The following is a 24046-nucleotide window of genomic DNA, read 5'->3' on the forward strand; positions in this document are numbered from 1 at the left end:
CATCCCCGCTACGGGAAGCTACGGGAAGTCGCCAACGTGTCGCTCACGATCGGAATCGTCGGTCTGCCCAATGTCGGCAAGTCGACCCTGTTCAACGCCCTGACCAAGAACGACGTGCTCGCGGCCAACTACCCGTTCGCCACCATCGAGCCCAACGTCGGTGTCGTCGGCGTCCCGGACCCCCGGCTCGACAAGCTCGCCGAGCTCTTCGGCTCCGCCCGCAAACTGCCCGCCACCGTCGACTTCGTCGACATCGCCGGGATCGTGAAGGGCGCCTCCGAGGGTGAGGGCCTGGGCAACAAGTTCCTGGCGAACATCCGTGAGTCCGATGCGATCTGCCAGGTCATCCGTGCCTTCAAGGACGAGAACGTCGTCCATGTCGACGGCAAGATCTCGCCCAAGAGCGATATCGAGACGATCAACACCGAGCTGATCCTCGCCGATCTCCAGACCATCGAGAAGGTGCTGCCGCGCCTGGTCAAGGAGTCCCGGATCCAGAAGGACAAGCAGGCCCAGGTCAAGGCGGTCGAGGAGGCCAAGGCCATCCTGGAGGAGGGCCGCACCCTCTTCTCCGCGGGCATTGTCCAGGGCAGCGAGCGCGCCGAGCTCCTCCACGAGCTGCACCTGCTGACCACCAAGCCCTTCCTCTACGTCTTCAACGTCGACGAGGACGAGCTGACCGACGACGCCTTCAAGGCCGAGCAGCGCGCCCTGGTCGCCCCCGCCGAGGCGATCTTCCTCAACGCCAAGCTGGAGGCCGACCTCGCCGAGCTCGACGAGGACGAGGCCCTGGAGCTCCTCCAGTCCGTCGGCCAGGACGAGCCGGGCCTGGCCACCCTCGCCCACGTCGGCTTCAACACCCTGGGCCTCCAGACCTACCTCACGGCAGGCCCCAAGGAGTCCCGCGCCTGGACCATCAAGAAGGGCGCCACGGCCCCCGAGGCCGCCGGTGTGATCCACACCGACTTCCAGAAGGGCTTCATCAAGGCCGAGGTCATCTCCTTCGACGAACTCGTCGAAACCGGCTCCGTCGCGGAGGCCCGCGCGGCGGGCAAGGCGCGGATGGAGGGCAAGGACTATGTGATGCGGGACGGGGACGTGGTGGAGTTCCGCTTCAACGTCTGACCGCATTCCACGCTGAGGGCCGGGCTCGATGAGCCCGGCCCTCAGCGTTGTCGGAGCGGATGGTCCTCAGGGGGTGAGGCTGTCCAGGTCGAGATCGACCGGGAACGGCACCGGCCGTTTGAGGATGTTGCGGAAGATGCCCGCCGGTGCGTAGCCCCTTGTCGGCTCGTCCAGCTCGTAGACATGGACGACGGGAGCGCCGTGCTCGTCCTCGATGCACCAGTAATGCGGGATCCCGGCTTCGGCGTACTTGCGGAGCTTGACGGTCCGGTCGCGGTGGGCGGATTCGGGCGAAACGACCTCGATCACAAGGCGGACCTGCTCCGGTGCGTACCAGGTGCGGTCGGCGACGAAGGGAGCGGTGGTCAGCAGCAGATCCGGCTCCGGGCGATTGCGCTCGTCGAGGCGGATCGTCATCTCCCGGTCGACCTCGAAGCCCTCGGGAGCCTGCTGCTCGAGCGCGACCGTGAGTCTGGTGACGAGGCGGCCGTGCCAGGATCGCTGGGGGGACGTCATGAAGACGAGCGCTCCGTCGATGAGCTCGGTGTGGCGGGGCGCCTCGGGAAGGTGGTCCAAGTCCTCCGCGAACCAGCCTTCGGCGCGCGGCGGGCGCGTCCAGGCGGGCAGTGCGGTCATGGTGCAACCGTAGCGATTCGGGAGATGCGGCGGCTGCCGATCGGCGGGCCGCCGCATCCGGCGGGAGCGAGGTCAGCCGTTGTCCGCCAGTTCTGCGATGACTTGGGCGTGGCACGGCAGCGGGACGCACCAGCAGCCGAGGCGGTGGCCGCGGAGGGCGGGGAGAAGGGCCAGGAGGTCGGGGTGGGCGAGGAGGTGGGCGCGGTACTTCTCCAGGACCTCCTCGCGGGTGCCGTCCGGGCCGGGGCGGTAGGGGCTGGCCAGCGGGGAGGCGTCGAGGTGCCAGCCGCCGCGGTGCATGGCCCGGCCGACGTAGACCACGTCGGCGTAGTCCGGGTCGTCGCGGTGGCCCTTGAGGTTGACGACGGTCGTCTCGGACATGGGCGGTTCCTTCCGGCTCGGTCAGCCGTTCCGCGGTGCGTCCATGACCGCGCAGGTGGTGGTGGCGTGTGCGTACAGCTTGCCGTCGGTGGCGCCGATGACGCGTGCCTCGGCGGTCGCGGTCGTGCGGCCCGTGTGCAGGACCGTACCCTCGCAGCGCAGCGGCGGGGTGTCGGCGAAGACCGGGCGCACCAGATGGACCCCCAGTTGGGCGGTGGTGTAGAGGCGTCCGGCGGGGAGGGTCGACAGGACGGCGCAGCCGAGGGCCGAGTCGAGGAGGGTGGCCAGGAAGCCGCCGTGGACGGAGCCCATCGGGTTGAGCAGGTGCTCCCCGGGTTCGCCCTCGAAGACCGCGCGTCCCTCGGCGGCTTCCACCAGCCGGAAGCCGAGGGTGGAGCCGATCGGCGGTGCGGGCCGCCGTCCGTCCAGGATCCGCTGGAGCACCTCGAGGCCCGAGCGGTGGAAGTCCTCGGGGTCGGGGGCGGGCGGCTCCCAGGTATGGGTGCGGGTACGCGCGGTGCGGGTGTCGGTCATCGGTGGTGCGTCCGTTCTCGCAGGTCGGCTGGGGCCGGGTCGGCTGGGCCGGGGCGGCCGGGGCCGGATGGTGCCCGGGCTGGTGAGCCCTCACGCTAGGTCCACCGGCGGTCGCCTCCCAGTGTCGGAAACGACGGTTCCGATACCGTTTCCGTCATGGACATCGCGGTGCTGGCCTATGACGGCTGCTTCGACTCCGGCCTCGCGGCCTTCCTCGACGTGCTCCGGGGCGCCAACGGGATGCGCCGGGAGCTGCCGCAGCCTCCGCCCGCCTGGCGGGTCACCACCGTGGGCTTCCGCCGCCGGGTGCGCACCGGCGCCGGGCTGGAGGTGACCACCGCGCCGGTGGCCGAGGCGGCGGACGCGGATCTGCTGCTGGTCCCGGCACTGGCGGAACGGCGGCCGGAGGTGCTGCTCGCCCATGTCGCCGGGGAGCCGTCGGCGGCGGCGCGGGAGCTGGTGGCCCGGACCCGGGAGCGGGGCGCCCCGGTGGCCTCGGCCTGTACGGGGACGTTCCTGCTGGCCGAGGCGGGCGTGCTGGAGGGGCGGCGGGCGACCACCAGCTGGTGGCTGGCGCCGGTCTTCCGTAAGCGGTACCCCGGGGTCGCGGTCGACGAGACCCGGATGGTGTGCGCGTCGGACGGGGTGATCACCGCGGGGGCGGCCTTCGGCCATGTGGATCTCGCCCTCGCGGTGGTCCGGATGACCAGCCCCGCGGTGGCCGACCTCGTCACCAGCTATCTGGTGGTGGACGAACGGCCCGCGCAGTCGGCGTACACCATCCCCAGCGCCCTCGCCCAGAGCGACCCCGTGGTCGCCGGGTTCGAGCGCTGGGTCCGGCAGCGGCTGGAGGAGCCGGTGAGCGTGGCCGACGCCGCGCGCTCCCTCGGTGTCAGCGAACGCACCCTCCAGCGCACCGTGCGCCGCACCCTCGGCACCTCACCGGTGCGCTTCGTCCAGGACCTGCGGGTCGAGCGGGCCTCGCATCTGCTGCGCACCACCGGACTGTCGCTGGAGGCCATCGCCCGCAAGGTCGGCTACGAACACGCCAACACCCTGCGGGTGCTGCTGCGGGAGCGCACCGGCGCCACGGCCGGGACGCTGCGCTCCCGCTGAGTTCAGGCAGAGTGAACTCACGCCGCGTTCCGCGGCCTCACGGCTTCGCGGGCTTGTCCTTCCCGAACAGCCAGACGTCGTAGAGCTTCGTGAGATCTTTGCCCGAGATCCGCTCGGACAGCGCGATGAACTGCTTGGTGGTGGCGTTGCCGTGCCGGTGGTCCTTGACCCAGGTGCGCAGGATGGTGAAGAAGTCCTTGTCGCCGACGGCCCGGCGCAGCTTGTGCAGCACCATCGCGCCGCGTCCGTAGACCGGCGCGTCCGAGACCCGCGCGGCGCTCGGCGGAGCGGCGGGGGCGAAGTCCCAGATGCCGCCGCTCTCGTCGTCGGTGCCGTCGTAGAAGTTGCGGAAGGTCCGGTCGGTGGTGCGGCCGCCGTGGTCCTCCTCCCACAGCCACTCGGCGTAGGTGGCGAACCCCTCGTTGAGCCACATGTCCTTCCACAGACGGGGGGTGACCGCGTTGCCGAACCACTGGTGGGCCAGTTCGTGGACGAGGAGCATCTCGTCCGGCGCGTCGGCGAAGTACGGCTTGGTCTGGGTCTCCAGGGCGTAGCCGAGGCCGGGCAGATGGTCGACGATCGCGCCGGTGGAGGAGAACGGGTAGCGGCCGAAGGTCCGGCTCTCCCAGTCGATCACCTTGGTGATCTGGTCGGGCACCTTGGTGGAGTCCCCCGCCTCGTCGGGGTCGACCGCGACGTACTGCGGGAGTTCACCGTCGGTGGTCGTGGTGTGCACATCGAAGTCGCCGACCGCGACGGTGGCCAGGTAGGAGGCCATCGGCTCCGCGGAGCTCCAGCGGAACGTGGTGTGACGGCCGTGGGTCTTCCGCTGCTTCAACTCCCCGCCCGAGACGGCGGTCAGCCCCTTGGGCACGGTCACGGTGATGTCGTAGCGGGCCTTGTCGGAGGGGTGGTGGTTGCCGGGGAACCAGGCCATGGAGCCGGTCGGTTCACCGAGTCCGACGGCGCCGTCGTCCGTCTCGATCCAGCCCTCCTCGGACCCGTCCGGATCCTTGATGGTCTTCGGCTTGCCGTCGTAGACCACCGTGGCGGTGAAGGCGCGGCCCTTGGGGAGGGCTGCGGCCGGGGTGAGCTTCAGCTCGGTGCCCTGCCGCTCGGCCTCGGCCGTCCGTCCGTTCACCGTCGCCTTGCGGACGTGCAGCCCGGCGAAGTCGAGATGGAAGGAGCTCAGCGCGCTGGTGGCCCGTGCGGTGATCCTGGCGGTGCCCTTGAGGCGGTTGGAGTCGGGCGTGTAGTCGAGCGTCAGCCGGTAGTCGGTGACGTCGTAGCCGCCGTTGCCCATCTTCGGGAAAAGCTTGTCGCCGACGCCGGCGGCGCCCGGCTTGGCCCCGCGGACACGGTCAGGGCCGTCCTGTCCGCCGGAGGCCCCGGTACAGGCCGCGCTCAGGACGAGCAGCAGGGCGGTGGACACGACGCGTGGACGGCGACGTAGGGACAACGGACGCTCCTTGGTCAGGTGAGCTGGTGATCGCCAATGAAACCGGCTGAACGGGGCATTGTCGAAGGAGTCCAAGTAAACGTCGTTGAGCTGGGGTTCACCACTTCTGGTGAAGCTCTGGCCTTCAGTTGCGATCGGCAACCCTCGGTTGCCAAGCTGTTGCCGACTGTCAACCACTGGGAGTGCACGTGGCCTTTGGTGACCAGCCCGCATATCTCCGCGTCGCCGACGATCTCCGGAAGAAGATCGCCGCGGGCGAGCTGCCACCCCACGCGCGTCTTCCCTCGCAGGCGCGGATCCGTGAGGAGTACGGGGTCTCCGACACCGTCGCGCTCGAGGCCCGCAAGGTGCTGATGGCCGAGGGGCTGGTGGAGGGCCGCTCCGGCTCGGGCACCTATGTGCGCCCCCAGCTCGTCCCGCGGCTGCTCTCCCGCGCCGGGTACCACGGCTCGGGCCCGTCCTCCCCGTTCCGCCAGGAGCAGGCGGACGACCGGGTCATCGGCACCTGGGACGCGGTGAGCGAGCAGGAGGAGGCCGGGCCGGAGACCGCCGAGCGGCTGGGGATCGAGCCCGGTGACCGGGTGATGCGCACCCGCTATCTCTTCCGCTCGGGCGGGGAGCCGGTGATGCTCTCCACCTCCTGGGAGCCGCTCGCGATCACCGGCCGCACCCCGGTGATGCTCCCCGAGGAGGGTCCGCTGGCCGGGCGCGGGGTGGTCTCCCGGATGGCCGCCCTCGACCTGGTGGTGGACAACGTGACCGAGGAGGTCGCGGCGCGCCCCGGGCTGGCGGAGGAGGTGCTGGCGCTCGGCGGGGTGCCGGGCCACGCGGTGCTGGTCGTCTCCCGTACGTACCGCGCGGGCGGGCGTCCGGTGGAGACGGCGGATGTGGTGGTGCTGGCCGAGCGCTATCGGGTCGCGTACCACCTTCCGGTGAAGTGACCCCGGGCGCCGCCCTGTTGGGGCGGCGCCATCGATTGCGCGGCCCCTCGAACGCCAACTCCCTTTGCCCCAGGTGAATTTGAGCTCGATTTGAGCTCAACTGAATTTGAGGTAGATTTGAGCCGCGTATCTGCGCGGAACTCCGGATCGAAGTCCGGCACATCGGACTCAACTCGCGTCACTCATCCATCGCGGGCCATTTGCGATAGCCGGGTACGAACATTCATCAAGAGCCCTTGAATCCGCTGTGCGTTACGCAGGATTACCGGGGCGCTACAGATTTTCCGAGGGTGATCCGTAGAGATTTCGCGAAGGTGTAGTTCGGTGGCCCCCACGTCTGCTTTCCGTGCGTTTTACCAGCCGTTGACCTGCGGCGATGTGTTGCGCACATCACACGGACGGTCTGCCAGCTCAAGATCAGCTCAAACCCGTGAAGCGCGCCTTCAATTCGCTTGTACGATGACGCCCGTTTGCATCAGGTGCAGGTATGGGGGTTGAAAGGAGCGTCAGGGCGTTGAGCACTGAACAAGGAGCCCACACGCATTACAAAAGGTCACTGGGCACAGTGGCTCTGACCGCCGTGGGTCTCGGTTCCATAATTGGCTCCGGATGGCTGTTCGGCGCTGAGCGGGCCGCCGCGCTCGCCGGTCCCGCCGCCATCCTGGCCTGGGTGATCGGCGCCGTCGTGGCGCTGACCATCGCCCTGACCTATTCCGAGCTCGGCTCGATGTTCCCGAAGGCCGGCGGCATGGTCCGCTACGGTCAGTACTCGCACGGTTCGCTCGCCGGATACCTGGCCGCCTGGGCCAACTGGATCGCGATCGTCTCCGTGATCCCCGGTGAGGCCACCGCCTCGGTCCAGTACATGAGCTCCTGGGACTTCGGCTGGGCCAAGGAGCTGTACGACGGCAAGGAGCTCACCGGCACCGGTGTCGCCCTCGCCTCGGTGCTGCTGGTCTTCTATTTCTTCCTGAACTGGTTCGCGATCACGCTCTTCGCGAAGACCAACACCGCGATCACCGTCTTCAAGCTGGTCGTCCCGGCCCTGACCGCGGGCGCCCTGCTGCTGTCGCACTTCGACACCGGCAATGTCACGGACAACGGCGGCTTCACCCCCAACGGCTGGAGCTCGGTCTTCACCGCGGTCGCCGTCTCCGGCATCGTCTGGGCCTACAACGGCTTCCAGTCCCCGCTGAACATGGCGGGTGAGGCGCGCAACCCCGGCAAGTCGCTCCCCAAGGCCGTCATCAGCTCGATCCTGATCGCCCTGGTGATCTACGTCGCGCTCCAGATCGCCTTCCTGACCGCGGTTCCGGCGGCCGACCTGGCGGACGGCGGCTGGTCCAGCCTGTCCTACAACTCCCCGCTCGCCGACCTCTCCCTCGCCTGGGGTCTGAACTGGCTGGCCCTGCTGCTCTACGCCGACGCCTTCGTCTCCCCGTCCGGCACCGGCATGATCTACGCGGCCACCACCTCCCGCATGATCCAAGGTGTCCAGGAGAACGGCCATCTGCCGGGGATCTTCGGCAAGGTCGACCCCAAGACCGGTATCCCGCGTCCGGCGCTGCTGCTCAACCTGGGGATCGCCTTCGCCTTCCTCGCCGTCTTCCGCGGCTGGGGCTCGCTGGCCGAGATCGTCTCCGTGGCCACCGTGATCTCCTACATCACCGGCCCGGTCGCCGTGATGTCGCTGCGCCGCCTCTCCCCGGACCTGCCGCGTCCGGTCAAGCTGCGCGCGATGCCGATCATCGCCCCGGTCGCGATGGTCTTCGGCTCGCTGGTGCTCTACTGGGCCCGCTGGCCGCTCACCGGCAAGGTGATCTTCATCATGGCGATCGGTCTGCCGGTCTGGGCCTGGTACGAGCTGCGCAAGCCGTGGGCCGAGCTGCGCCCGCACCTGGCGGCGGGTGCCTGGATGGTGGCCTACCTGCTGGTCATGGCGGGGGTCTCGTGGGCCGGCGGTGAGGAGTTCGGCGGCCGCGGCTATCTGCCCGAGGGCTGGGACATCCTGGTCGTCGCCGCGATCGGTCTCGCGTTCTACTTCTGGGGCGTGCGCAGCTCCTGGCGCAATCCGACGCTGCTGGAGGCGGAGCGGGAGCTGGCCGACGCCGCTGCCGAGGAGGCCGCAGAGGCCGACGAGGCCGACGACGACCTCGACAAGACCCCGGTCCGCGTCTGAGCTCACCGGTCCGCATGGCCGGATGCGTGCCTCCACGTGAGAACACGTATCCGCTGAGTGAAGGTTGGGCGTAGGCTCGGGCATATGCGGACCGGGAATTCCTTGACGGTCCCGCGACGGCGTCAGCCGCCGCGGGACCGGATGACGGAGGGGGCGGGGAGATGAGTGACGGCACCGCGGTACTGCCATGGCTCGTGATCCGCCAGGACGACAACGGCAACCGCTACCGCGTCGGCCGGTACGCCACGCGGTCGGAGGCCCAGGAGGTGGCCGACCGGCTCGACGCCCAGGGTCCGGAGCACCTCTACGTGGTGGAGCGCACCGCCGCCTCCCGGCAGGCGCAGTAGGCGCACCGCGCCCGTTCCGCATCGCATCGCCTAGGGTTCCCGCATGAGCGAGCGCGTGGTGGTGGGCGGAGCCGTTTTCGACGAGGGGCGTCTGCTGGCCGCCCGGCGCAGCGCCCCGCCGGAGCTCGCCGGCCGCTGGGAGCTCCCGGGCGGCAAGGTCGAGCCGGGGGAGACCCCGCCGCGGGCCCTGGTCCGCGAGTTGCGGGAGGAGCTGGGCGTCGAGGTCCGGCCGCTGGAGCCGCTGGCCGGTGAATGGCCGCTAAAACCGGGTTATGTGCTGCGGGTGTGGACCGCGCGGCTGGTCTCCGGTACGCCCCGTCCGCTCCAGGACCACGACGAGCTGCGCTGGCTCACCCCCGACCGGGTGGACGACGTCGACTGGCTGGACCAGGACCGTCCCGCGGTGGCGCAGGCCGTCCGCCTGCTGCGCGCCGAACGCACTCCGCCGCGCACCCGCTGACGCCCGTCCGGACGATAGGACGCCCCGGATATCGGGTATGTGCTGATTAACCTCCCTGAATCCCTACATTCCGGAGGGGCTGCACCAGGGCTGGGAAGTGATCGGCGTGAGTGACAGCGCAGGGCGGGCCGGACCGCGGCCCGGCTTCGCCGAGTGGATCTTCCCCGCCGAGCCGGGGGCGGTCCGCACCGCCCGCTGTCGGGTTCAGGCCGTGCTGGAGGAGTGGGGGCTGTCCGCCATGAGCGATGTCACAGTGCTGCTGGTGAGCGAACTGGTCACCAACGCGCTGCGGTACGCCAGCGGCCCGATCGGGCTGCGGATGTACGCCCGCCGCGAAAACCGTTCGTCACCCGGATCCGTACTGATGGTCGAAGTGTCGGATCCGCTGGCCGATCCGCCGCGGGCGCGGGCCGCCGGGACCGAGGACGAGAGCGGTCGTGGCCTGGAGTTGGTGGCCCGCACCGCGCTGCACTGGGGGACCCGGAGCAGGCACGCGGGAAAAACCGTGTGGTTCGAGTTGGCTCTGCCCGGTTAGGAGTGTGGGGGAGCGCTGATCTTGAGCGCTTAACCAAAAGCCGGGACGGAAACTGATTGCGGGCTGAGATAGTGCTGTGATCGTGAAGACCGTACTCCGGATGGCCGAGGTGCTGGATACTCGGCTATCTGTAGCCGGTCGGAGCACCTGAGCCGGAGGGGACGGGCGCATGAGCGAGAAGCCAGCGGGGGCTGAGATGCCCGAGGAGTCGGTTGGTTCGCAGGTGTCGCCGGTGTCGGAAGTGTCGCCGGAGACACAGGTGTCCCAGGTGTCGCCGGTATCGCACATGTCGTCGATGTCGGCCATGTGGCAGAGCAGTCCCCCCGGATCCCTCTACGACTACATCCGTGTCGCCTCCTTCGCCCTGGGGGCCGACGGACGGATCACCCAGTGGAGCGAACGGGCCGAGGAGCTGCTGGGGCTGACGGCACGGCAGGCCATCGGCAGGGACCCGGTGGATGCGTTCGTTCCGTCCGAGCTGCGCGACACCGGCCACCGCAAGGTCGCCGACATCCTGGATGGCCGGGAGTGGACCGGGCTGGTCCCCTACCGCAACCCCGGGGCACCGCATGAGCACGGTGTGGCCGAGGTCTATGTGATGCCCTCTCAGGACGAGGACGGTGAGCGCTCGGCGCTGTGCATCGCGGTCGATGTGAGCGCGCTCCGCGGCCTGGAAACCGACCTTGCCGCTTCACAGGCCGTTTTCGGTCAATCTCCGCTCGGTTTCTTTCTCTTCGGTACCGACCTCCGCATGCTTCGGGTCAATGAGCGCTTCGCCAAGGTCTTCGGCCGCCCGGCCGAGGCCTACCGCGGTGCCACCGCGCACGATCTGCTGCCGCGCGGTGAGGCCGAGCGGCTCGGCGCCGCCCTGCGCCAGGTCCTGGACACCGGCAAGTCGCTCACCGATATGCCGGTCGTGGGCACCGTGCCCGGCAGCCCCGACCGGCGCCGCTGGTCGGTCTCGCTGTACCGGCTGCACAGCAGCTCCGGCCGCCCCATCGGCGTCGCCGGACTCGCCACCGATGTCACCCGCCGCCGCCGCGCCGAACAGGAGGCCGCGGGCGTACGGCGCAATCTGGCGCTGCTCAACGAGGCAGGCGCCCGAATAGGCACCTCGCTCGACCTGGAGACCACCGCCCGCGAACTGCTGGACGTGGCCGTCCCCCAGTTCTGCGACCTGGCCTCGGTCGACCTGTACCAGGGGCTGCTGGCCGGTGACGAGACCCCGCAGGGCCTGGCCGACGGCAGCGCCGAACTGCGCCGTGTCGCGTTCGCCTCCGCGGTCTCCGACGGCCCGGTCGCCTTCGGCGACATCTGCCGCGCCGACACCGACGGCGGACTGCCCAAGCCCGTCCAGGTCGGCGAGGTCCACCGCTACCCCTTCCACTCGCTGTGCGCCGGGGTGCTGCGCACCGCCCAGGTCAAGGTCGTCCCCGGCCGGGACAGCGGCGAGGGCCCCGAGCTCGGCGCGATGCTCCAGTCCACCCTGGTGGTACCGATGGTGGCGCGGGACACCGTGGTGGGCCTGGCCCAGTTCTCCCGCACCAAGGGCAGCGAGCCCTTCGGCGAGCGGGACCGCGCCCTCGCCGTCGAGCTGGCCGCCCGCGCGGCCGTCAGCATCGACAACGCCCGGCTCTACCGCAGGGAGCACGAACGGGCCCTGATACTCCAGCGCAGCCTGCTGCCGCCGGGCGACCCCGAGGCCGCCGGACTCGATATCGCCTGCCGCTATCTGCCGGGGAACGCGGCGACCGAGGTGGGCGGTGACTGGTTCGACGTCATCGAGCTGCCCGGCCACCGCACCGCGCTGGTGGTCGGCGATGTGATGGGCCGGGGGCTGCGCGCCGCCGTCGCGATGGGCGAACTGCGCACCGCCGTCCGCACCCTGGCGCTGCTGGACCTGGAGCCCGCCGAGGTGCTCTCCGCGCTCGACGAGATCGCCCGCGGGCTCGGTGCGCCCAGCGGCGGTTCGCACACCCCGGCCCGCTCCGGTTCGCGCGCCCGCTCCGGCGCCCAGGACTCCTCCGACCTGTCCGAGGTCTACCTCGCCACCTGTGTCTACGCGGTGTACGACCCCGTCACCCGCCGCTGCACCTTCGCCAACGCCGGACATCTGCCCCCCGTCCTCGTCGAACCCGGCGAGGACGCGCTGCTGATGGAGGTGCCGCCGGGGATGCCGCTGGGGGTGGGCGGGGAGCCGTTCGAGGAGATCGAGGTCGAACTCCCCGACGGCGCGCTGCTGGCCCTCTACACCGACGGCCTCGTCGAGTCCCGTGACCATCCGCTGGACGAGGGGCTCCAGGACTTCCGGGCGGCCCTGTCCTCGCACGACGGCACCCGGGTGCCCGACAGCTCCCTGGAGGACATCTGCGACCACGTGCTGAGCGGTCTGGACACCCACCACGGCGAGGACGACATCGCGCTGCTGATGGCCCGGGTCCAGGGGCTGCCGCAGGAGTCGGTGGGGGACTGGAACCTGCCGAGCGCGCCCCAGTCGGTCGGCCGCGCCCGGGAACTGGCCCGGGAGCAGCTGGAGTCCTGGCAGCTCGATGATCTGGTGGACACCACCGAGCTGCTGGTCAGCGAGCTGGTGACCAATGCGCTGCGGTACGGCGAGGGGGAGATCCGGCTGCGGCTGCTGCTGGACCGCACCCTGGTCTGCGAGGTCTGGGACGGCGGACTGGTACAGCCCCGGCGGCGGCGTGCCCGGGACACCGACGAGGGCGGCCGGGGGCTCCAGCTCGTGGGGCTGCTCAGCGCCGCCTGGGGCAGCCGGCGCACCCCGCACGGCAAGACGGTCTGGTTCGAACTGGCCCTTCCCGACGGCCGGTCCAGCGGGCCGGACTCGGTCGAGGCGCTGCTGAGCCTGTGGTGAACCGGTGTGACGGTGCGGGGTCCACACCGTCACACCGGACGGGCCGAGGGCGGATCAGCCGTCCCGGCGGCGGATCTTGTTGCCCAGCCAGACCAGCGGGTCGTACTTGCGGTCCACCGCCCGCTCCTTGAGCGGGATCAGCGCGTTGTCGGTGATCCTGATCTGCTCCGGGCAGACATCCGTACAGCACTTGGTGATGTTGCAGTAGCCCAGGCCGTGGTCCTCCTGGGCACCGCGCTTGCGGTCGATCCCGCTGTCGGCCGCCGCGTCCAGCGGATGCATGTCCAGTTCGGCCACCCGCATCAGGAAGCGCGGTCCGGCGAACGCCTCCTTGTTCTGCTCGAAGTCACGCAGCACATGGCAGGTGTCCTGACACAGGAAGCACTCGATGCACTTGCGGAACTCCTGCGAGCGCCCGACGTCCTCCTGCCGCATCCGGTACTCACCCGGTTTGAGGTCCGCGGGCGGGACGAAGGACGGCACCTCCCGCGCCTTGGCGTAGTTGAAGGACACATCCGTCACCAGGTCCCGGACCACCGGGAAGGCCCGCAGCGGGGTGATGGTGATCGTCTCGTCCTGCTCGAAGACCGACATCCGGGTCATGCACATCAGCCGGGGGCGGCCGTTGATCTCCGCGCTGCACGAACCGCATTTGCCCGCCTTGCAGTTCCAGCGGACGGCCAGGTCCGGGGCCTGGGTCGCCTGGAGCCGGTGCACGATGTCCAGCACGACCTCGCCGTCATGGACCTCCACCTGGAAGTCCTTCAGACCGCCGCCGTCCACATCGCCCCGCCACACCCGGAAGCGGGCCTCGTACGCACTCACTGGGTCAGCTCCTCGTCCGTCAGGTACTTCATCAGCTCGTCCTTCTCGAACAGGCCGAGCAGATCGGGGCGGATGGGCGGCATCTCCCGGCGGTCCAGCCGGATCTGGCCGTGGCCCGCGTCGGGCGCGGCCAGACCGCCGGAGGGGTCGGAGAGCCGGCAGACCAGATTGACCCGCCGCCACTCGCGGTCCATCTGCGGATAGTCGTCCCGGGTGTGACCGCCGCGGCTCTCGCTCCGCTCCAGCGCCGCCCGGGCCACGCATTCGCTGACCAGCAGCATGTTGCGCAGGTCGATCGCCAGGTGCCAGCCGGGGTTGAACTGCCGGTGGCCCTCGACCCCGGCCCGCCGCGCCCGCGTCCGCAGACCCGACAGCCGGTGCAGCGCCTCCTCCATCTCCCCGGCCTTCCGGATGATCCCCACCAGGTCGTTCATCGCCTGCTGGAGCTCCTGGTGGAGGGTGTAGGGGTTCTCGGCCGGGGCCGCGGAGCCGGATGCCGCACCGCCCTCGGCGCTGAACGGGCGCAGCGCCTCGGCGGCCGCCAGGTCGAGCTGTGCCTCGTCCGGGGCCGCCCGGGGGCCCGAGCGGGCGCTGTCCTGGGCGTACTTGGCGGCGTAGAGCCCGGCCCGCCGTCCGAAGACCAGCAGGTCGGAGAGGGAGTTGCCGCCCAGCCGGTTGGAGCCGTGCATCCCGCCCGCGACCTCGCCCGCGGCGAACAGCCCGGGGACGCCGGTGGCCGCCGCGGTGTCCGGGTCGACGTCCACCCCGCCCATCACGTAGTGGCAGGTGGGGCCGACCTCCATGGGCTCGGCGGTGATGTCCACGTCCGCCAGTTCCTTGAACTGGTGGTGCATGGAGGGCAGCCGCCGCTTGATCACCTCGGCCGACATCCGGGTGGAGACGTCCAGGAAGACCCCGCCGTGCGGGGAGCCGCGGCCCGCCTTCACCTCGGCGTTGATGGCGCGGGCCACCTCGTCGCGGGGGAGCAGCTCGGGCGGGCGGCGGTTGTGGTCCGGGTCCTCGTACCAGCGGTCGCCCTCGTCCTCGGACTGTGCGTACTTCTCCTTGAAGACGTCCGGGATGTAGTCGAACATGAACCGCTTGCCCTCGCTGTTGCGCAGCACCCCGCCGTCCCCGCGCACCGACTCGGTGACGAGGATCCCCTTGACCGAGGGCGGCCAGACCATTCCGGTCGGGTGGAACTGCACGAACTCCATGTTGATCAGCGGGGCTCCGGCGAGCAGCGCCAGCGCGTGGCCGTCCCCGGTGTACTCCCAGGAGTTGGAGGTCACCTTGAAGGACTTGCCGATACCGCCGGTGGCCAGCACCACGGCCGGGGCGTCGATCGCGAAGAAGCGGCCGGACTCGCGTTCGTAGCCGAAGACCCCGCAGACCCGCTCGCCGTCCTTGAGGATCCGGGTGACGGTGCACTCCTGGAAGACCTTCAGCCGGGATTCGTAGTCCCCGGTCTCCGCCTTGTCCTCCTGCTGGAGGGAGACGATCTTCTGCTGGAGGGTGCGGATCAGCTCCAGGCCGGTGCGGTCCCCGACGTGGGCCAGCCGGGGGTACTCATGGCCCCCGAAGTTCCGCTGGGAGATCCGGCCGTCCGCGGTGCGGTCGAAGAGTGCTCCCCAGGTCTCCAGCTCCCAGACCCGGTCCGGGGCCTCCTGGGCGTGCAGTTCGGCCATCCGCCAGTGGTTGAGGAACTTGCCGCCGCGCATGGTGTCCCGGAAGTGCACCTGCCAGTTGTCGCCCTCGTTGACATTGCCCATGCTGGCGGCGATACCGCCCTCGGCCATCACCGTATGGGCCTTGCCGAACAGCGACTTGCAGATGACGGCGCAGCGCATGCCCTGTTCCCGGGCTTCGATCGCGGCCCGCAGCCCGGCGCCCCCGGCGCCGACCACGACCACGTCCCACGCCTGCCGCTCGACTTGCGTCATCGGTTGAAGCACCTCTCCTAGAAAAAGCGCGGATCGTCGAAGGCACCGCTCGCGAGCAGATAGACATAGAAGTCCGCGACGGCGACGCTGATCAGGGATGCCCAGGCCAGCTGTGCATGGCGGGCGTTGAGCCTGCTGACCCCTTCCCAGAGCCGGTAGCGCACCGGATGCCGGGAGAAGTGCTTGAGCCGGCCGCCGACGATATGGCGGCAGGAGTGGCAGGAGAGGGTGTAGGCCCAGATCAGCGTGATGTTGACGAGCAGGATCAGCGTCCCGAGGCCCATATGGCCCCACCGGCCGTGCTCATCGCGGAAGCCGAGCACCGTGTCATAGCTGAGGATCCCGGCGACGATCAGCGCGAAGTAGAAGAAGTAGCGGTGCAGATTCTGGAGGATCAGCGGGAAGCGGGTCTCTCCGGTGTAGCGGGAGCGCGGCTCGGCGACGGCGCAGGCGGGTGGTGAGGCCCAGAAGCCCCGGTAGTACGCCTTGCGGTAGTAGTAGCAGGTCAGCCGGAAGCCGAGCGGGAAGATCAGGATCAGCAGGGCGGGGGAGAGGCCCCACCATGCGCCGAAGATCTCCCAGTTGGCGCCGCCCTTCATCGGTACGCAGTTCTGCGCGATACAGGGCGAGTAGAACGGTGAGACATACGGCTCTGCGTAGTAGTCGTCCCCGGCGAAGGCGCGCCAGGTGGAGTAGACGATGAACGCGAGCAGCCCGGCGGCGGTCGCCGCGGGAGCCAGCCACCAGCGGTCGGTGCGCAGGTGACGGGAGGGGATGGCGGCCCTGGACGGGCCGTGCACCCCGCCCGGGGGCGCCTCCCGGTCGGTGGACGTGGTGGCTTGGGGGTCGGTGCCTGTGGCCAAGTGGAACTCCGCGGTGGAGTGGTGTCGGGGACGGTGGGGTCGTGCACCCGCGCCGGTGCACCGGCGCGCCCGTTCACAGGGGCGGCCGGTGCACCGTGCCGTCGTCAGGGAGCGTGGCGATCGCGCGCGCCGAGGCCCTCGTCGTCGACGTCCGACCACAGCGCACTGTTGTACGGAGCGTCGGGGACCGGGACCATTTCGGGGCGTGGTCGCTCCTGGGGAGCCGTCGCGCGCAGCAGGGCGAGGCTCTCGCGGAGATGGTCCGCGTCGGTGCGGACCCGTCGTATCTCCAGCCCGCCCGGACCCACCTGCTTCTCCAGCCGGGTGACCGAGCGGACCAGGTCATCGAGACAGCGCTGGACGTTCGTCAGGTCGTCGTTCAAGGACATGACTTGCCCTCACTTCCGCGGTTGCGGTTGGCGACGGTCATGCGACAGCGAGTGTTACCCGTCACAGTCGTCGTTGGGAAGGGATCTGTCGCGATTCGCCGCGCCGCCGGTGGGATTACGCCTCCGTGCGCCGGAGTGCGCGCCCTGTGTTGTGATCCGGACGGGTGATCCTTTCCCCTCATGGCCGTCTCCGCGGGCGTCCCGGCGTGCTGTCCCGTGAACCGTCGCTTTGAGTGAGCAGCATATGCGATAAGCGTCACAATCCGCCAAAGATGCACATATCTGGCACATCCCGGAGGTTCGTCGCCATGTCCATCGCCAAGCGCCGCTGTGCCTTGCTGCTCGCCGCGGGTGTGATGCTGCCGCTGCCCGTCGCGCTGACCGGGTGCAGCTCCGATGAGGAGGGCGCCCCGCCACCCGCCTCCCGGGACATCGCCACGGCCTCCCGCTCGCGGACGACCGGGACCGGAACCCTGCGCTGGGCGCTGGACGCGACGCCCAAGACCTTCAACGCCTTCCAGTCGGCCGCCGACACCGGCACCACGCGGGTCGCGGGCGCGGTGCTGCCCGCGCTCTACACGCTGGACGCCCGGGGCAAGCCGCAGCGCAACCCCGACTTCCTCAAGGACGCGGACGTCACCTCGACCGAGCCCAAGCAGGTCGTGGTCTACAAGCTCAACCCCGAGGCCGTCTGGAGCGACGGCCGCCCGCTGAGCGCGGAGGACTTCGCCGCCCAGTGGAAGGCGCTCCGCGGTACGGAGAACGCGTACTGGACGGCGCGGAACGCCGGGTACGACCGCATCGCCAAGATCGAGCCCGGGGACGGGGACCACGAGGTCAAGGTCACCTTCGCCAAGCCCTACACCGACTGGCGCTCGCTGTTCACCCCGCTCTATCCCAAGAGCGTGATGGACAACCCGGCGGTCTTCAACGCCGCGGCCAACAAGGGCCTCGCGGTCGGCGCCGGTCCCTTCATGGTCCGCGGTGTCACCACCGACACGGTCACCCTGGTCCGCAACCCCCGCTGGTGGGGCGACCGGGCGCGGCTGAGCCGGATGGTCTTCCAGACCGTGCCCGCCGATCAGCGCGCCGACGCCCTGATCTCCGGCCGGGTCGATCTGGCCGAGGTCGACCGGGCCACCGCCCGCCGGATCCAGGCCACCGCTCCGTCCGGCAAGAAGCGGGCCGCCGGGGCCGCGTCCCGCAGCGCCGGGGCCAACGCGCCGGATCTGGCCCGTGACGGCCGGCAGGCCGCGGACGCCCTGCACGACTGGGCCGCCGCGAACGCCTCGGACAAGAAGCGGGCCGAAACCATGGCCCTGAGCCGCTTCACCCTGCGCAAGGCGCTGGAGCCCGCCTACACCCAGCTCGCCCTGAACGGGACCAAGGGCCCGCTCGCCGATGAGCGGGTGCGCCGCGCGGTGGCCCGCGCGATCGACCGCAAGGCACTGGCGAAGCAGGTCCTGGGGCCCCTCGGCCTGCCCGCCGACCCCCTCGGCAACCATCTGCTGATGGCGGCGCAGAAGGGATACAAGGACCACAGCGGCGCCCTCGGCGCCTCCGACACCGAGGCCGCGCAGTCGCTGCTGGCGGACGCGGGCTGGCGCGCGGCGGGCCCGCAGAAGCTGGACGGCAAGACGGACGACCTCGGCATCCGGCGCGCGGTGCCCACCGACGCGGGCTCGGGCACGCCGTCCGCCACCGCCTCCGGTAGCGCGTCCGTGTCAGCGTCCGCGAGCGGCACCGCCGGCGCCGCGCCGTCCACCTCACCGTCCGCCACCGCGGGCGACGCCTCCCCGGCGGCGGGTGACGCGGGCCGCTCCGGGAACCTCCCCGACTCGGCGGTGGTCCGCAAGAAGGGCCGTCCGCTGGTGCTGCGCTTCGTCCTCCCCGCGGACAGCGGCAGCTCCTCGCTGCGCGCCGTCGGCGAGCGCATCGCGCGGATGCTGGAGGCGATCGGTGTCCGCACCGAGATCACCAAGGTCGAGGGCGAGGGCTACTTCCGCAACTACATCGCCTCCGGCAAGTACGACCTGGCCCTCTACTCCTGGCCCGCCACCGCCTACCCGGCCACCGACGGCCGTCCGATCTACGCCAAGCCGCAGCCGGCCGCCGACGGCTCGCTGGTGGTCGAGCAGAACTACACCCGGGTCGGCACCGACCAGATCGACCAGCTCTTCGACGAGGCGGTCTCCGAGCTGGACGGCGGCGCCTCGCGGTCGCTGGTCGGCCGGGCGGACGCCCGGATCTGGGCGGCGGCCGGTTCGGTCCCGCTCTACCAGCGGCCGGAGCTGGTGGCGATGCGCAAGGGCGTGGTGAACGCCGGCGCCTTCGGCTTCGTCACCCCGCGCTACCAGGACATCGGTTTCCGTAAGTGAACCCCCCGGTGCGGGGGGGGCCGGCCCCCCGGGGGGGGCCCGCGGCCCGCGGGGGGCGCGGGCCCGCAGCCGCCCGCACTTGGGGTTCGGTACGTCACCCCCCCGGCCCGCGGGGCCGGGCCGCGGGCCGGGGCCCGGCGGACCGCTGTGTCCCCGGAAAGCGCTCAACCCCTTGTGACGCCCGCTCCCGGTGCGGAACCATGACCGTGATCATGACCCACCGTGCCGACACGGTGACCACACGGGGAAACGGGGAACGGGAATGAAGCGCGCACTGCGCACGGGGGCCGGCATCGCGGTGATCGTCACGGCGGTGGCCGGATGCACCTCCGGCAATGGGGCCCAGGAGAAGCCGTCCGCCCGGGAGAAGAACTGTGACCGGCCCATGTACCGCTGGCTGAACGTCTCCCAGCGCCCGGTCGTGACCGATCTGAACAACGGCAGCTTCACCAAGGGACAGCAGGTCAGCACCAGGGAGCTGGACGAGGTCGCCCGCTACCGCGTCTCCGTCCGGGCCGACGGCCCCGCGGTGCCCGCCCCGGCGGTGCTCCGCTCCCTGGAGCGCCATGTCGGCACCGGCCTGGCCTACGGGGCGAAGAAGCCCGGTACGGCCACCGAGGACGATCCAGGGGTCTACGCGTCCCGCCGGGCCGAGCAGACCGGGTTCTACGTCACCGCCCGGGCGGTCGACCTGATCGAGGCCGATTTCAGCTACGTCTGCCCCGACAGCGCCTCGCACGGGGTGGGCCACACGGTCACCTGGCAGTCCGCCGAGGAGATCATCGTCACCTGCGAAGCCGCCCCGAAGAAAGGCCGTGACGAGGCCGAGAACGAGGTCGCGCGACTGGGCTGCCGGAAGGGCGATCCGGCCCGCGCCTGAGCGGGTGCCGGGCGGCCGGGGATGGGTGGCGGCGACCGTTCCCGTGCCGTCCCCTTACCATGGGGGTGAGGCCGTGGCGTGTTCTGCCCGGCGGGCGGGCGTACCGGACCGGGCGCGCCGTCATCCACGATTCCGGGAGAAGCGCCGCAAGTATGCCCACGCGTCACGACATCCGTAACGTCGCCATCGTCGCCCACGTCGACCACGGCAAGACGACCCTGGTCGACGCCATGCTCAAGCAGGCCGGCGCGTTCGCCGCCCACCAGCAGGTGGACGACCGGGTGATGGACTCCAACGACTTGGAGCGCGAGAAGGGGATCACCATTCTCGCCAAGAACACCGCCGTGAAGTACCACCCGGCGGACGGCGGGGACCCCGTCACCATCAACATCATCGACACCCCCGGCCACGCCGACTTCGGCGGTGAGGTCGAGCGCGGGCTGTCCATGGTCGACGCCGTGGTCCTGCTGGTGGACGCCTCCGAGGGCCCGCTGCCGCAGACCCGCTTCGTGCTGCGCAAGGCCCTCCAGGCCAAGCTGCCCGTCATCCTGTGCATCAACAAGACGGACCGCCCGGACTCCCGGATCGACGCCGTGGTCAACGAGGCGTACGACCTCTTCCTGGACCTGGACGCGACCGAGGAGCAGATCGAGTTCCCGATCGTCTACGCCTGCGCCCGGGACGGCGTGGCCTCGCTGAACAAGCCCGAGGACGGCACCGTCCCGGCCGACAGCGACAGCCTCCAGCCCTTCTTCACCACCCTGCTGGAGACCGTCCCCGCGCCCGAGTACGACGCCGCCGCGCCGCTCCAGGCACATGTCACCAACCTGGACGCGGACAACTTCCTCGGCCGTATCGCGCTGCTCCGCGTCGAGCAGGGCGAGCTGAAGAAGGGGCAGACGGTCGCCTGGATCAAGCGGGACGGCTCGATCGCCAACGTCCGGATCACCGAGCTGATGATGACCGAGGCGCTCACCCGCAAGCCCGCCGAGGTGGCCGGGCCCGGTGACATCTGCGCCGTCGCGGGTATCCCGGACATCATGATCGGCGAAACGCTGGCCGATCCGGAGAACCCGATCGCGCTGCCGCTGATCACCGTGGACGAGCCCGCGATCTCGATGACCATCGGCACCAACACCTCGCCGCTGGTCGGCCGTGGCCCCGGTGGCAAGGGCGCCGACAAGTCGGCCGTGAAGGACCGCAAGGTCACCGCCCGGCTGGTCAAGGACCGGCTGGAGCGCGAGCTGATCGGTAACGTCTCGCTGCGGGTGCTCGCCACCGACCGCCCGGACGCCTGGGAGGTGCAGGGCCGCGGTGAGCTGGCGCTGGCCATCCTGGTGGAGACCATGCGCCGGGAGGGCTTCGAGCTGACCGTCGGCAAGCCGCAGGTGGTCACCCGGGAGATCGAGGGCAAGGTCCACGAGCCGGTCGAGCGCATCACCATCGATGTGCCCGAGGAGCACATGGGCGCGGTCACCCAGCTGATGGGCACCCGCAAGGGCCGGATGGACAACATGTCCAACCACGGCTCCGGCTGGGTGCGGATGGAGTTCGTCGTCCCGTCCCGCGGTCTGATCGGCTTCCGTACCGAGTTCCTGACCCAGACCCGCGGCACCGGTATCGCCCACTCCATCCACGAGGGCCACGAGCCGTGGTTCGGCGAGCTGAAGACCCGGAACAACGGCTCCCTGGTGGCGGACCGCTCGGGCGCCGTGACCGCCTTCGCGATGATCAACCTCCAGGAGCGCGGCGTGCTGTTCGTCTCGCCGGGCACCGAGGTCTACGAGGGCATGATCGTCGGTGAGAACTCCCGCACCGACGACATGGACGTGAACATCACCAAGGAGAAGAAGCTCACCAACATGCGGTCCTCCACCGCGGACGTGACCGAGTCCCTGGTGCCGCCGCGGCTGCTCTCCCTGGAGCAGTCCCTGGAGTTCTGCCGCGACGACGAGTGCGTCGAGGTGACCCCGGAGACGGTGCGCATCCGCAAGGTGGTGCTGGACGCCAAGGAGCGCGGCCGCGCCGCCTCCCGCGCCAAGCGCTGACGCGTACGCGGGAGCCCGTCACCCAGCGTGAGCGCTGGGTGGGTGCGTCCGTGAATCCGCCGGGCAGCCCGGACTTCCTCAGCCGTGAGGGGTCCGGGCTGCTGGCATGTCAGGAAGGTGTCGGTCAACAAGTTATCCGGGGGAAGGCGTCCGGATATCGGCCAGAGGGCTCCGCATGATGTGTTAACAGTCCGTTTCGCGTGTGTCTGTCAGCAACGCTTTTGTCCGGATTTCGAAGCTCCGCGCGTAGATGATGTGACCAAAGCGAGACCCATAAGGTGTGGTTTACGGGGCGAGCGTGCTCAATCATGGGGTCCATTGAGCTCGGGTCAATGGGTCACACGCTGTGGGGAGCGCGGGCCTACGAGCACATCTGGGGGGTTCCGGACCCTTTCGCTGTCAGGGGTGTCAGCGTGCTTTCCGGATACCCCCTCTCGTAGTGGCAGAGGACTCCTGAGGAGGCATACCCATGCGCGGTGCCAAGAGCGCCAAGTGGGTCGCACTGGCGGCGGTTGTGGCACTGGCCGCCACCGCCTGTGGCGGCGGCGACAGTGACAGCGGCGACAACGACATGAACAAGGGGACGGTGGACCCGAAGGGGATCCTGACCGCCCAGTTGGGCGAGCCGCAGAACCCGCTGCAGCCGGCAAACGCCAAGGAGAGCCAGGGCAGCCGTGTCCTGAGGACCGTCTTCTCCCAGCTCGTGGACTACGAGCGGGGCACCGGCAAGCTCCAGTACATCAATGCCGAGTCCGTGACTCCCAACAAGGACTCCTCCGTCTGGACCGTCAAGCTCAAGCCGGGCTGGAAGTTCCACAACGGTGAGGCCGTGACCTCCAAGTCCTACGTGGACGCGTGGAACTGGTCGGCCAACGTCAAGAACAACCAGACCAACTCGAGCTGGTTCTCGGACATCAAGGGCTACGAGGACGTCCACCCTGAGAAGGGCAAGCCCAAGGCGGACAAGATGTCCGGCCTCAAGGTCGTCAATGACAACGAGTTCAAGATCGAGCTCTCCAGCTCGGTCTCGTACTTCTCCTACAAGCTGGGCTACGACGTGTGGTCGCCGCTGCCCAGCGGTTTCTTCAAGGACCCCAAGGGCTACGGCGAGAAGCCGATCGGCAACGGCCCCTACAAGTTCGTCTCCTGGGACCACAAGAAGCTGATCAAGGTCCGTAAGTACGACGCCTACCAGGGCCCGAACAAGGCCAAGAACGGTGGCATCGACTTCAAGAACTACACCACCGCCGACGCCGCCTACTCGGACCTGCGGTCGAACAACCTCGACTGGATCGAGCAGGTTCCGACCACCGCGCTGACCAACTACAAGTCGGACCTGGGCAAGCGCGCGATCGACGAGGAGTACTCGGCGGTCCAGTCGATCGTCCCGGCCTTCTACACCGACCAGTTCAAGGACATCGACCCCAAGGTCATCCAGGGTCTGTCCATGGCGATCGACCGTGCCACCATCACCAAGACGGTGCTGCACGGCTCGCGTACCCCGGCCGACAGCTTCGTCGCCCGCGGTGTGCTGGGTTACAAGGCCGGTGCGCTGAAGGACCAGGTCTCCTACGACCCGAAGAAGGCCAAGGCCCTCATCAAGGAGGGTGGCGGCGTCCCGGGCAACAAGATCTCCATCCAGTTCAACGCCGACCAGGACCACAAGCCCTGGGTCGACGCGGTCTGCAACAGCATCCGCAAGGCCACCGGTGTCGACTGCGTGGGCGACTCCAAGCCCGACTTCCAGGCCGACCTGAACGCGCGTGACAAGCACCAGGTCAAGTCCATGTACCGCGGTGGCTGGGTGCTCGACTACCCGGTCAACTCCAACTTCATGAGGGACCTGTACGGCTCCAAGGCCGCCGGTAACACCAGCGGTTACGCGAACGACAAGTTCGACAAGCTCTCCACCAAGGCCGACAAGGCTCCCACCCTGGACGAGACCGTGAAGCTCTACCAGGAGGCGGAGCAGGTCCTCGCCAACGACATGCCGGCGATCCCGCTGTGGTTCTACAAGGTCAACAGCGGCCAGTCCAACAAGATCCTGGGGAAGATTCCCTACGGTCAGGACGGCGACCCGATCTTCACCGACGTTCAGGTGAAGAAGAAGTAATTACCGGGACCGCCGGCCG

20 protein-coding genes are annotated in these 24046 nt (G+C 69.7%); 12 read left to right on the forward strand and 8 right to left on the reverse strand.

The features are described from left to right. Nucleotides 1–36 precede the first annotated feature (36 nt). A complete protein-coding gene (gene ychF / locus NMK44_RS03545; RefSeq protein WP_254738075.1) occupies nucleotides 37–1125 on the forward strand; it encodes a redox-regulated ATPase YchF in 1089 nt (362 codons plus the stop codon). A gap of 66 nt (nucleotides 1126–1191) precedes the next feature. Here the strand turns inward: ychF and NMK44_RS03550 are convergent, their stop codons facing one another. The 3 genes from NMK44_RS03550 to NMK44_RS03560 form a co-directional block, all read right to left on the reverse strand. Then, nucleotides 1192–1761 carry a Uma2 family endonuclease gene (locus NMK44_RS03550; RefSeq protein WP_254738077.1) on the reverse strand — a complete coding sequence of 190 codons (570 nt, stop codon included), beginning with the start codon at nucleotides 1759–1761 and terminating at the stop codon, nucleotides 1192–1194. A 72-nt stretch (nucleotides 1762–1833) separates the two neighbouring features. Continuing rightward, a complete protein-coding gene (locus NMK44_RS03555; RefSeq protein WP_254738079.1) occupies nucleotides 1834–2142 on the reverse strand; it encodes a DUF4326 domain-containing protein in 309 nt (102 codons plus the stop codon). A gap of 21 nt (nucleotides 2143–2163) precedes the next feature. Continuing rightward, nucleotides 2164–2676 (reverse strand): PaaI family thioesterase, encoded by a 513-nt coding sequence (locus NMK44_RS03560; protein ID WP_254738081.1) that lies wholly within the window; start codon nucleotides 2674–2676, stop codon nucleotides 2164–2166. A 156-nt stretch (nucleotides 2677–2832) separates the two neighbouring features. On the opposite strand from NMK44_RS03560, the gene NMK44_RS03565 reads away from it, so the two are divergent. After that, nucleotides 2833–3792 carry a GlxA family transcriptional regulator gene (locus tag NMK44_RS03565; protein WP_254738083.1) on the forward strand — a complete coding sequence of 320 codons (960 nt, stop codon included), beginning with the start codon at nucleotides 2833–2835 and terminating at the stop codon, nucleotides 3790–3792. Nucleotides 3793–3829: 37 nt separating this feature from the next. On the opposite strand, the gene NMK44_RS03570 is transcribed toward NMK44_RS03565, so the two are convergent. Next, nucleotides 3830–5251 (reverse strand): M1 family metallopeptidase, encoded by a 1422-nt coding sequence (locus NMK44_RS03570; RefSeq protein WP_254738085.1) that lies wholly within the window; start codon nucleotides 5249–5251, stop codon nucleotides 3830–3832. Between the two features lie 188 nt (nucleotides 5252–5439). On the opposite strand from NMK44_RS03570, the gene NMK44_RS03575 reads away from it, so the two are divergent. The 6 genes from NMK44_RS03575 to NMK44_RS03600 all read left to right on the forward strand — a co-directional run bounded on the left by NMK44_RS03575 (nucleotide 5440) and on the right by NMK44_RS03600 (nucleotide 12588). After that, the gene (locus tag NMK44_RS03575; RefSeq protein ID WP_254738087.1) at nucleotides 5440–6192 is read left to right on the forward strand and encodes a GntR family transcriptional regulator; all 753 of its coding nucleotides are present in this window, start codon (nucleotides 5440–5442) and stop codon (nucleotides 6190–6192) included. A gap of 487 nt (nucleotides 6193–6679) precedes the next feature. After that, nucleotides 6680–8371, forward strand: a complete 1692-nt coding sequence (locus NMK44_RS03580; protein ID WP_254738089.1) for an APC family permease — start codon at nucleotides 6680–6682, stop codon at nucleotides 8369–8371. Between the two features lie 161 nt (nucleotides 8372–8532). Beyond that, nucleotides 8533–8718 carry an SPOR domain-containing protein gene (locus NMK44_RS03585; RefSeq protein ID WP_254738091.1) on the forward strand — a complete coding sequence of 62 codons (186 nt, stop codon included), beginning with the start codon at nucleotides 8533–8535 and terminating at the stop codon, nucleotides 8716–8718. Between the two features lie 43 nt (nucleotides 8719–8761). Beyond that, nucleotides 8762–9178, forward strand: coding sequence for a (deoxy)nucleoside triphosphate pyrophosphohydrolase (locus tag NMK44_RS03590; RefSeq protein WP_254738093.1), 417 nt, complete (start codon nucleotides 8762–8764; stop codon nucleotides 9176–9178). A 97-nt stretch (nucleotides 9179–9275) separates the two neighbouring features. Then, on the forward strand, nucleotides 9276–9713 hold the full coding sequence (locus NMK44_RS03595; RefSeq protein ID WP_254738095.1) for an ATP-binding protein: 438 nt from the start codon (nucleotides 9276–9278) through the stop codon (nucleotides 9711–9713). Between the two features lie 169 nt (nucleotides 9714–9882). Beyond that, complete coding sequence (locus tag NMK44_RS03600) at nucleotides 9883–12588, forward strand: SpoIIE family protein phosphatase (protein ID WP_254738097.1); 2706 nt, start codon at nucleotides 9883–9885, stop codon at nucleotides 12586–12588. Nucleotides 12589–12642: 54 nt separating this feature from the next. Here NMK44_RS03600 and NMK44_RS03605 read toward each other — a convergent pair whose 3' ends face one another. The 4 genes from NMK44_RS03605 to NMK44_RS03620 form a co-directional block, all read right to left on the reverse strand. After that, on the reverse strand, nucleotides 12643–13413 hold the full coding sequence (locus NMK44_RS03605) for a succinate dehydrogenase/fumarate reductase iron-sulfur subunit (protein WP_254738099.1): 771 nt from the start codon (nucleotides 13411–13413) through the stop codon (nucleotides 12643–12645). Further along, nucleotides 13410–15356, reverse strand: coding sequence for a fumarate reductase/succinate dehydrogenase flavoprotein subunit (locus NMK44_RS03610; RefSeq protein ID WP_254738101.1), 1947 nt, complete (start codon nucleotides 15354–15356; stop codon nucleotides 13410–13412). Before NMK44_RS03610 ends, NMK44_RS03605 begins: the two co-directional genes overlap by 4 nt. A gap of 17 nt (nucleotides 15357–15373) precedes the next feature. Further along, nucleotides 15374–16219 (reverse strand): succinate dehydrogenase subunit SdhC, encoded by an 846-nt coding sequence (locus NMK44_RS03615; protein WP_254738103.1) that lies wholly within the window; start codon nucleotides 16217–16219, stop codon nucleotides 15374–15376. Nucleotides 16220–16323: 104 nt separating this feature from the next. After that, nucleotides 16324–16608 carry an Rv0250c family protein gene (locus NMK44_RS03620; RefSeq protein ID WP_254738105.1) on the reverse strand — a complete coding sequence of 95 codons (285 nt, stop codon included), beginning with the start codon at nucleotides 16606–16608 and terminating at the stop codon, nucleotides 16324–16326. A gap of 308 nt (nucleotides 16609–16916) precedes the next feature. On the opposite strand from NMK44_RS03620, the gene NMK44_RS03625 reads away from it, so the two are divergent. From NMK44_RS03625 to NMK44_RS03640, 4 genes are all read left to right on the forward strand, one after another. Beyond that, a complete protein-coding gene (locus NMK44_RS03625; protein WP_254738107.1) occupies nucleotides 16917–18986 on the forward strand; it encodes an ABC transporter family substrate-binding protein in 2070 nt (689 codons plus the stop codon). Between the two features lie 262 nt (nucleotides 18987–19248). Then, entirely contained in the window at nucleotides 19249–19866 is a 618-nt protein-coding gene (locus NMK44_RS03630; protein ID WP_254738109.1) for a hypothetical protein, read from the forward strand. A 152-nt stretch (nucleotides 19867–20018) separates the two neighbouring features. Next, nucleotides 20019–21914, forward strand: a complete 1896-nt coding sequence (gene typA, locus NMK44_RS03635; protein WP_254738111.1) for a translational GTPase TypA — start codon at nucleotides 20019–20021, stop codon at nucleotides 21912–21914. Between the two features lie 469 nt (nucleotides 21915–22383). Next, nucleotides 22384–24027, forward strand: a complete 1644-nt coding sequence (locus NMK44_RS03640) for a peptide ABC transporter substrate-binding protein (protein ID WP_254738113.1) — start codon at nucleotides 22384–22386, stop codon at nucleotides 24025–24027. Nucleotides 24028–24046 lie beyond the last annotated feature (19 nt).

Source organism: Streptomyces cucumeris (assembly GCF_024295805.1).
In the GTDB taxonomy this organism is placed as follows: Bacteria; Actinomycetota; Actinomycetes; order Streptomycetales; family Streptomycetaceae; genus Streptomyces; species Streptomyces cucumeris.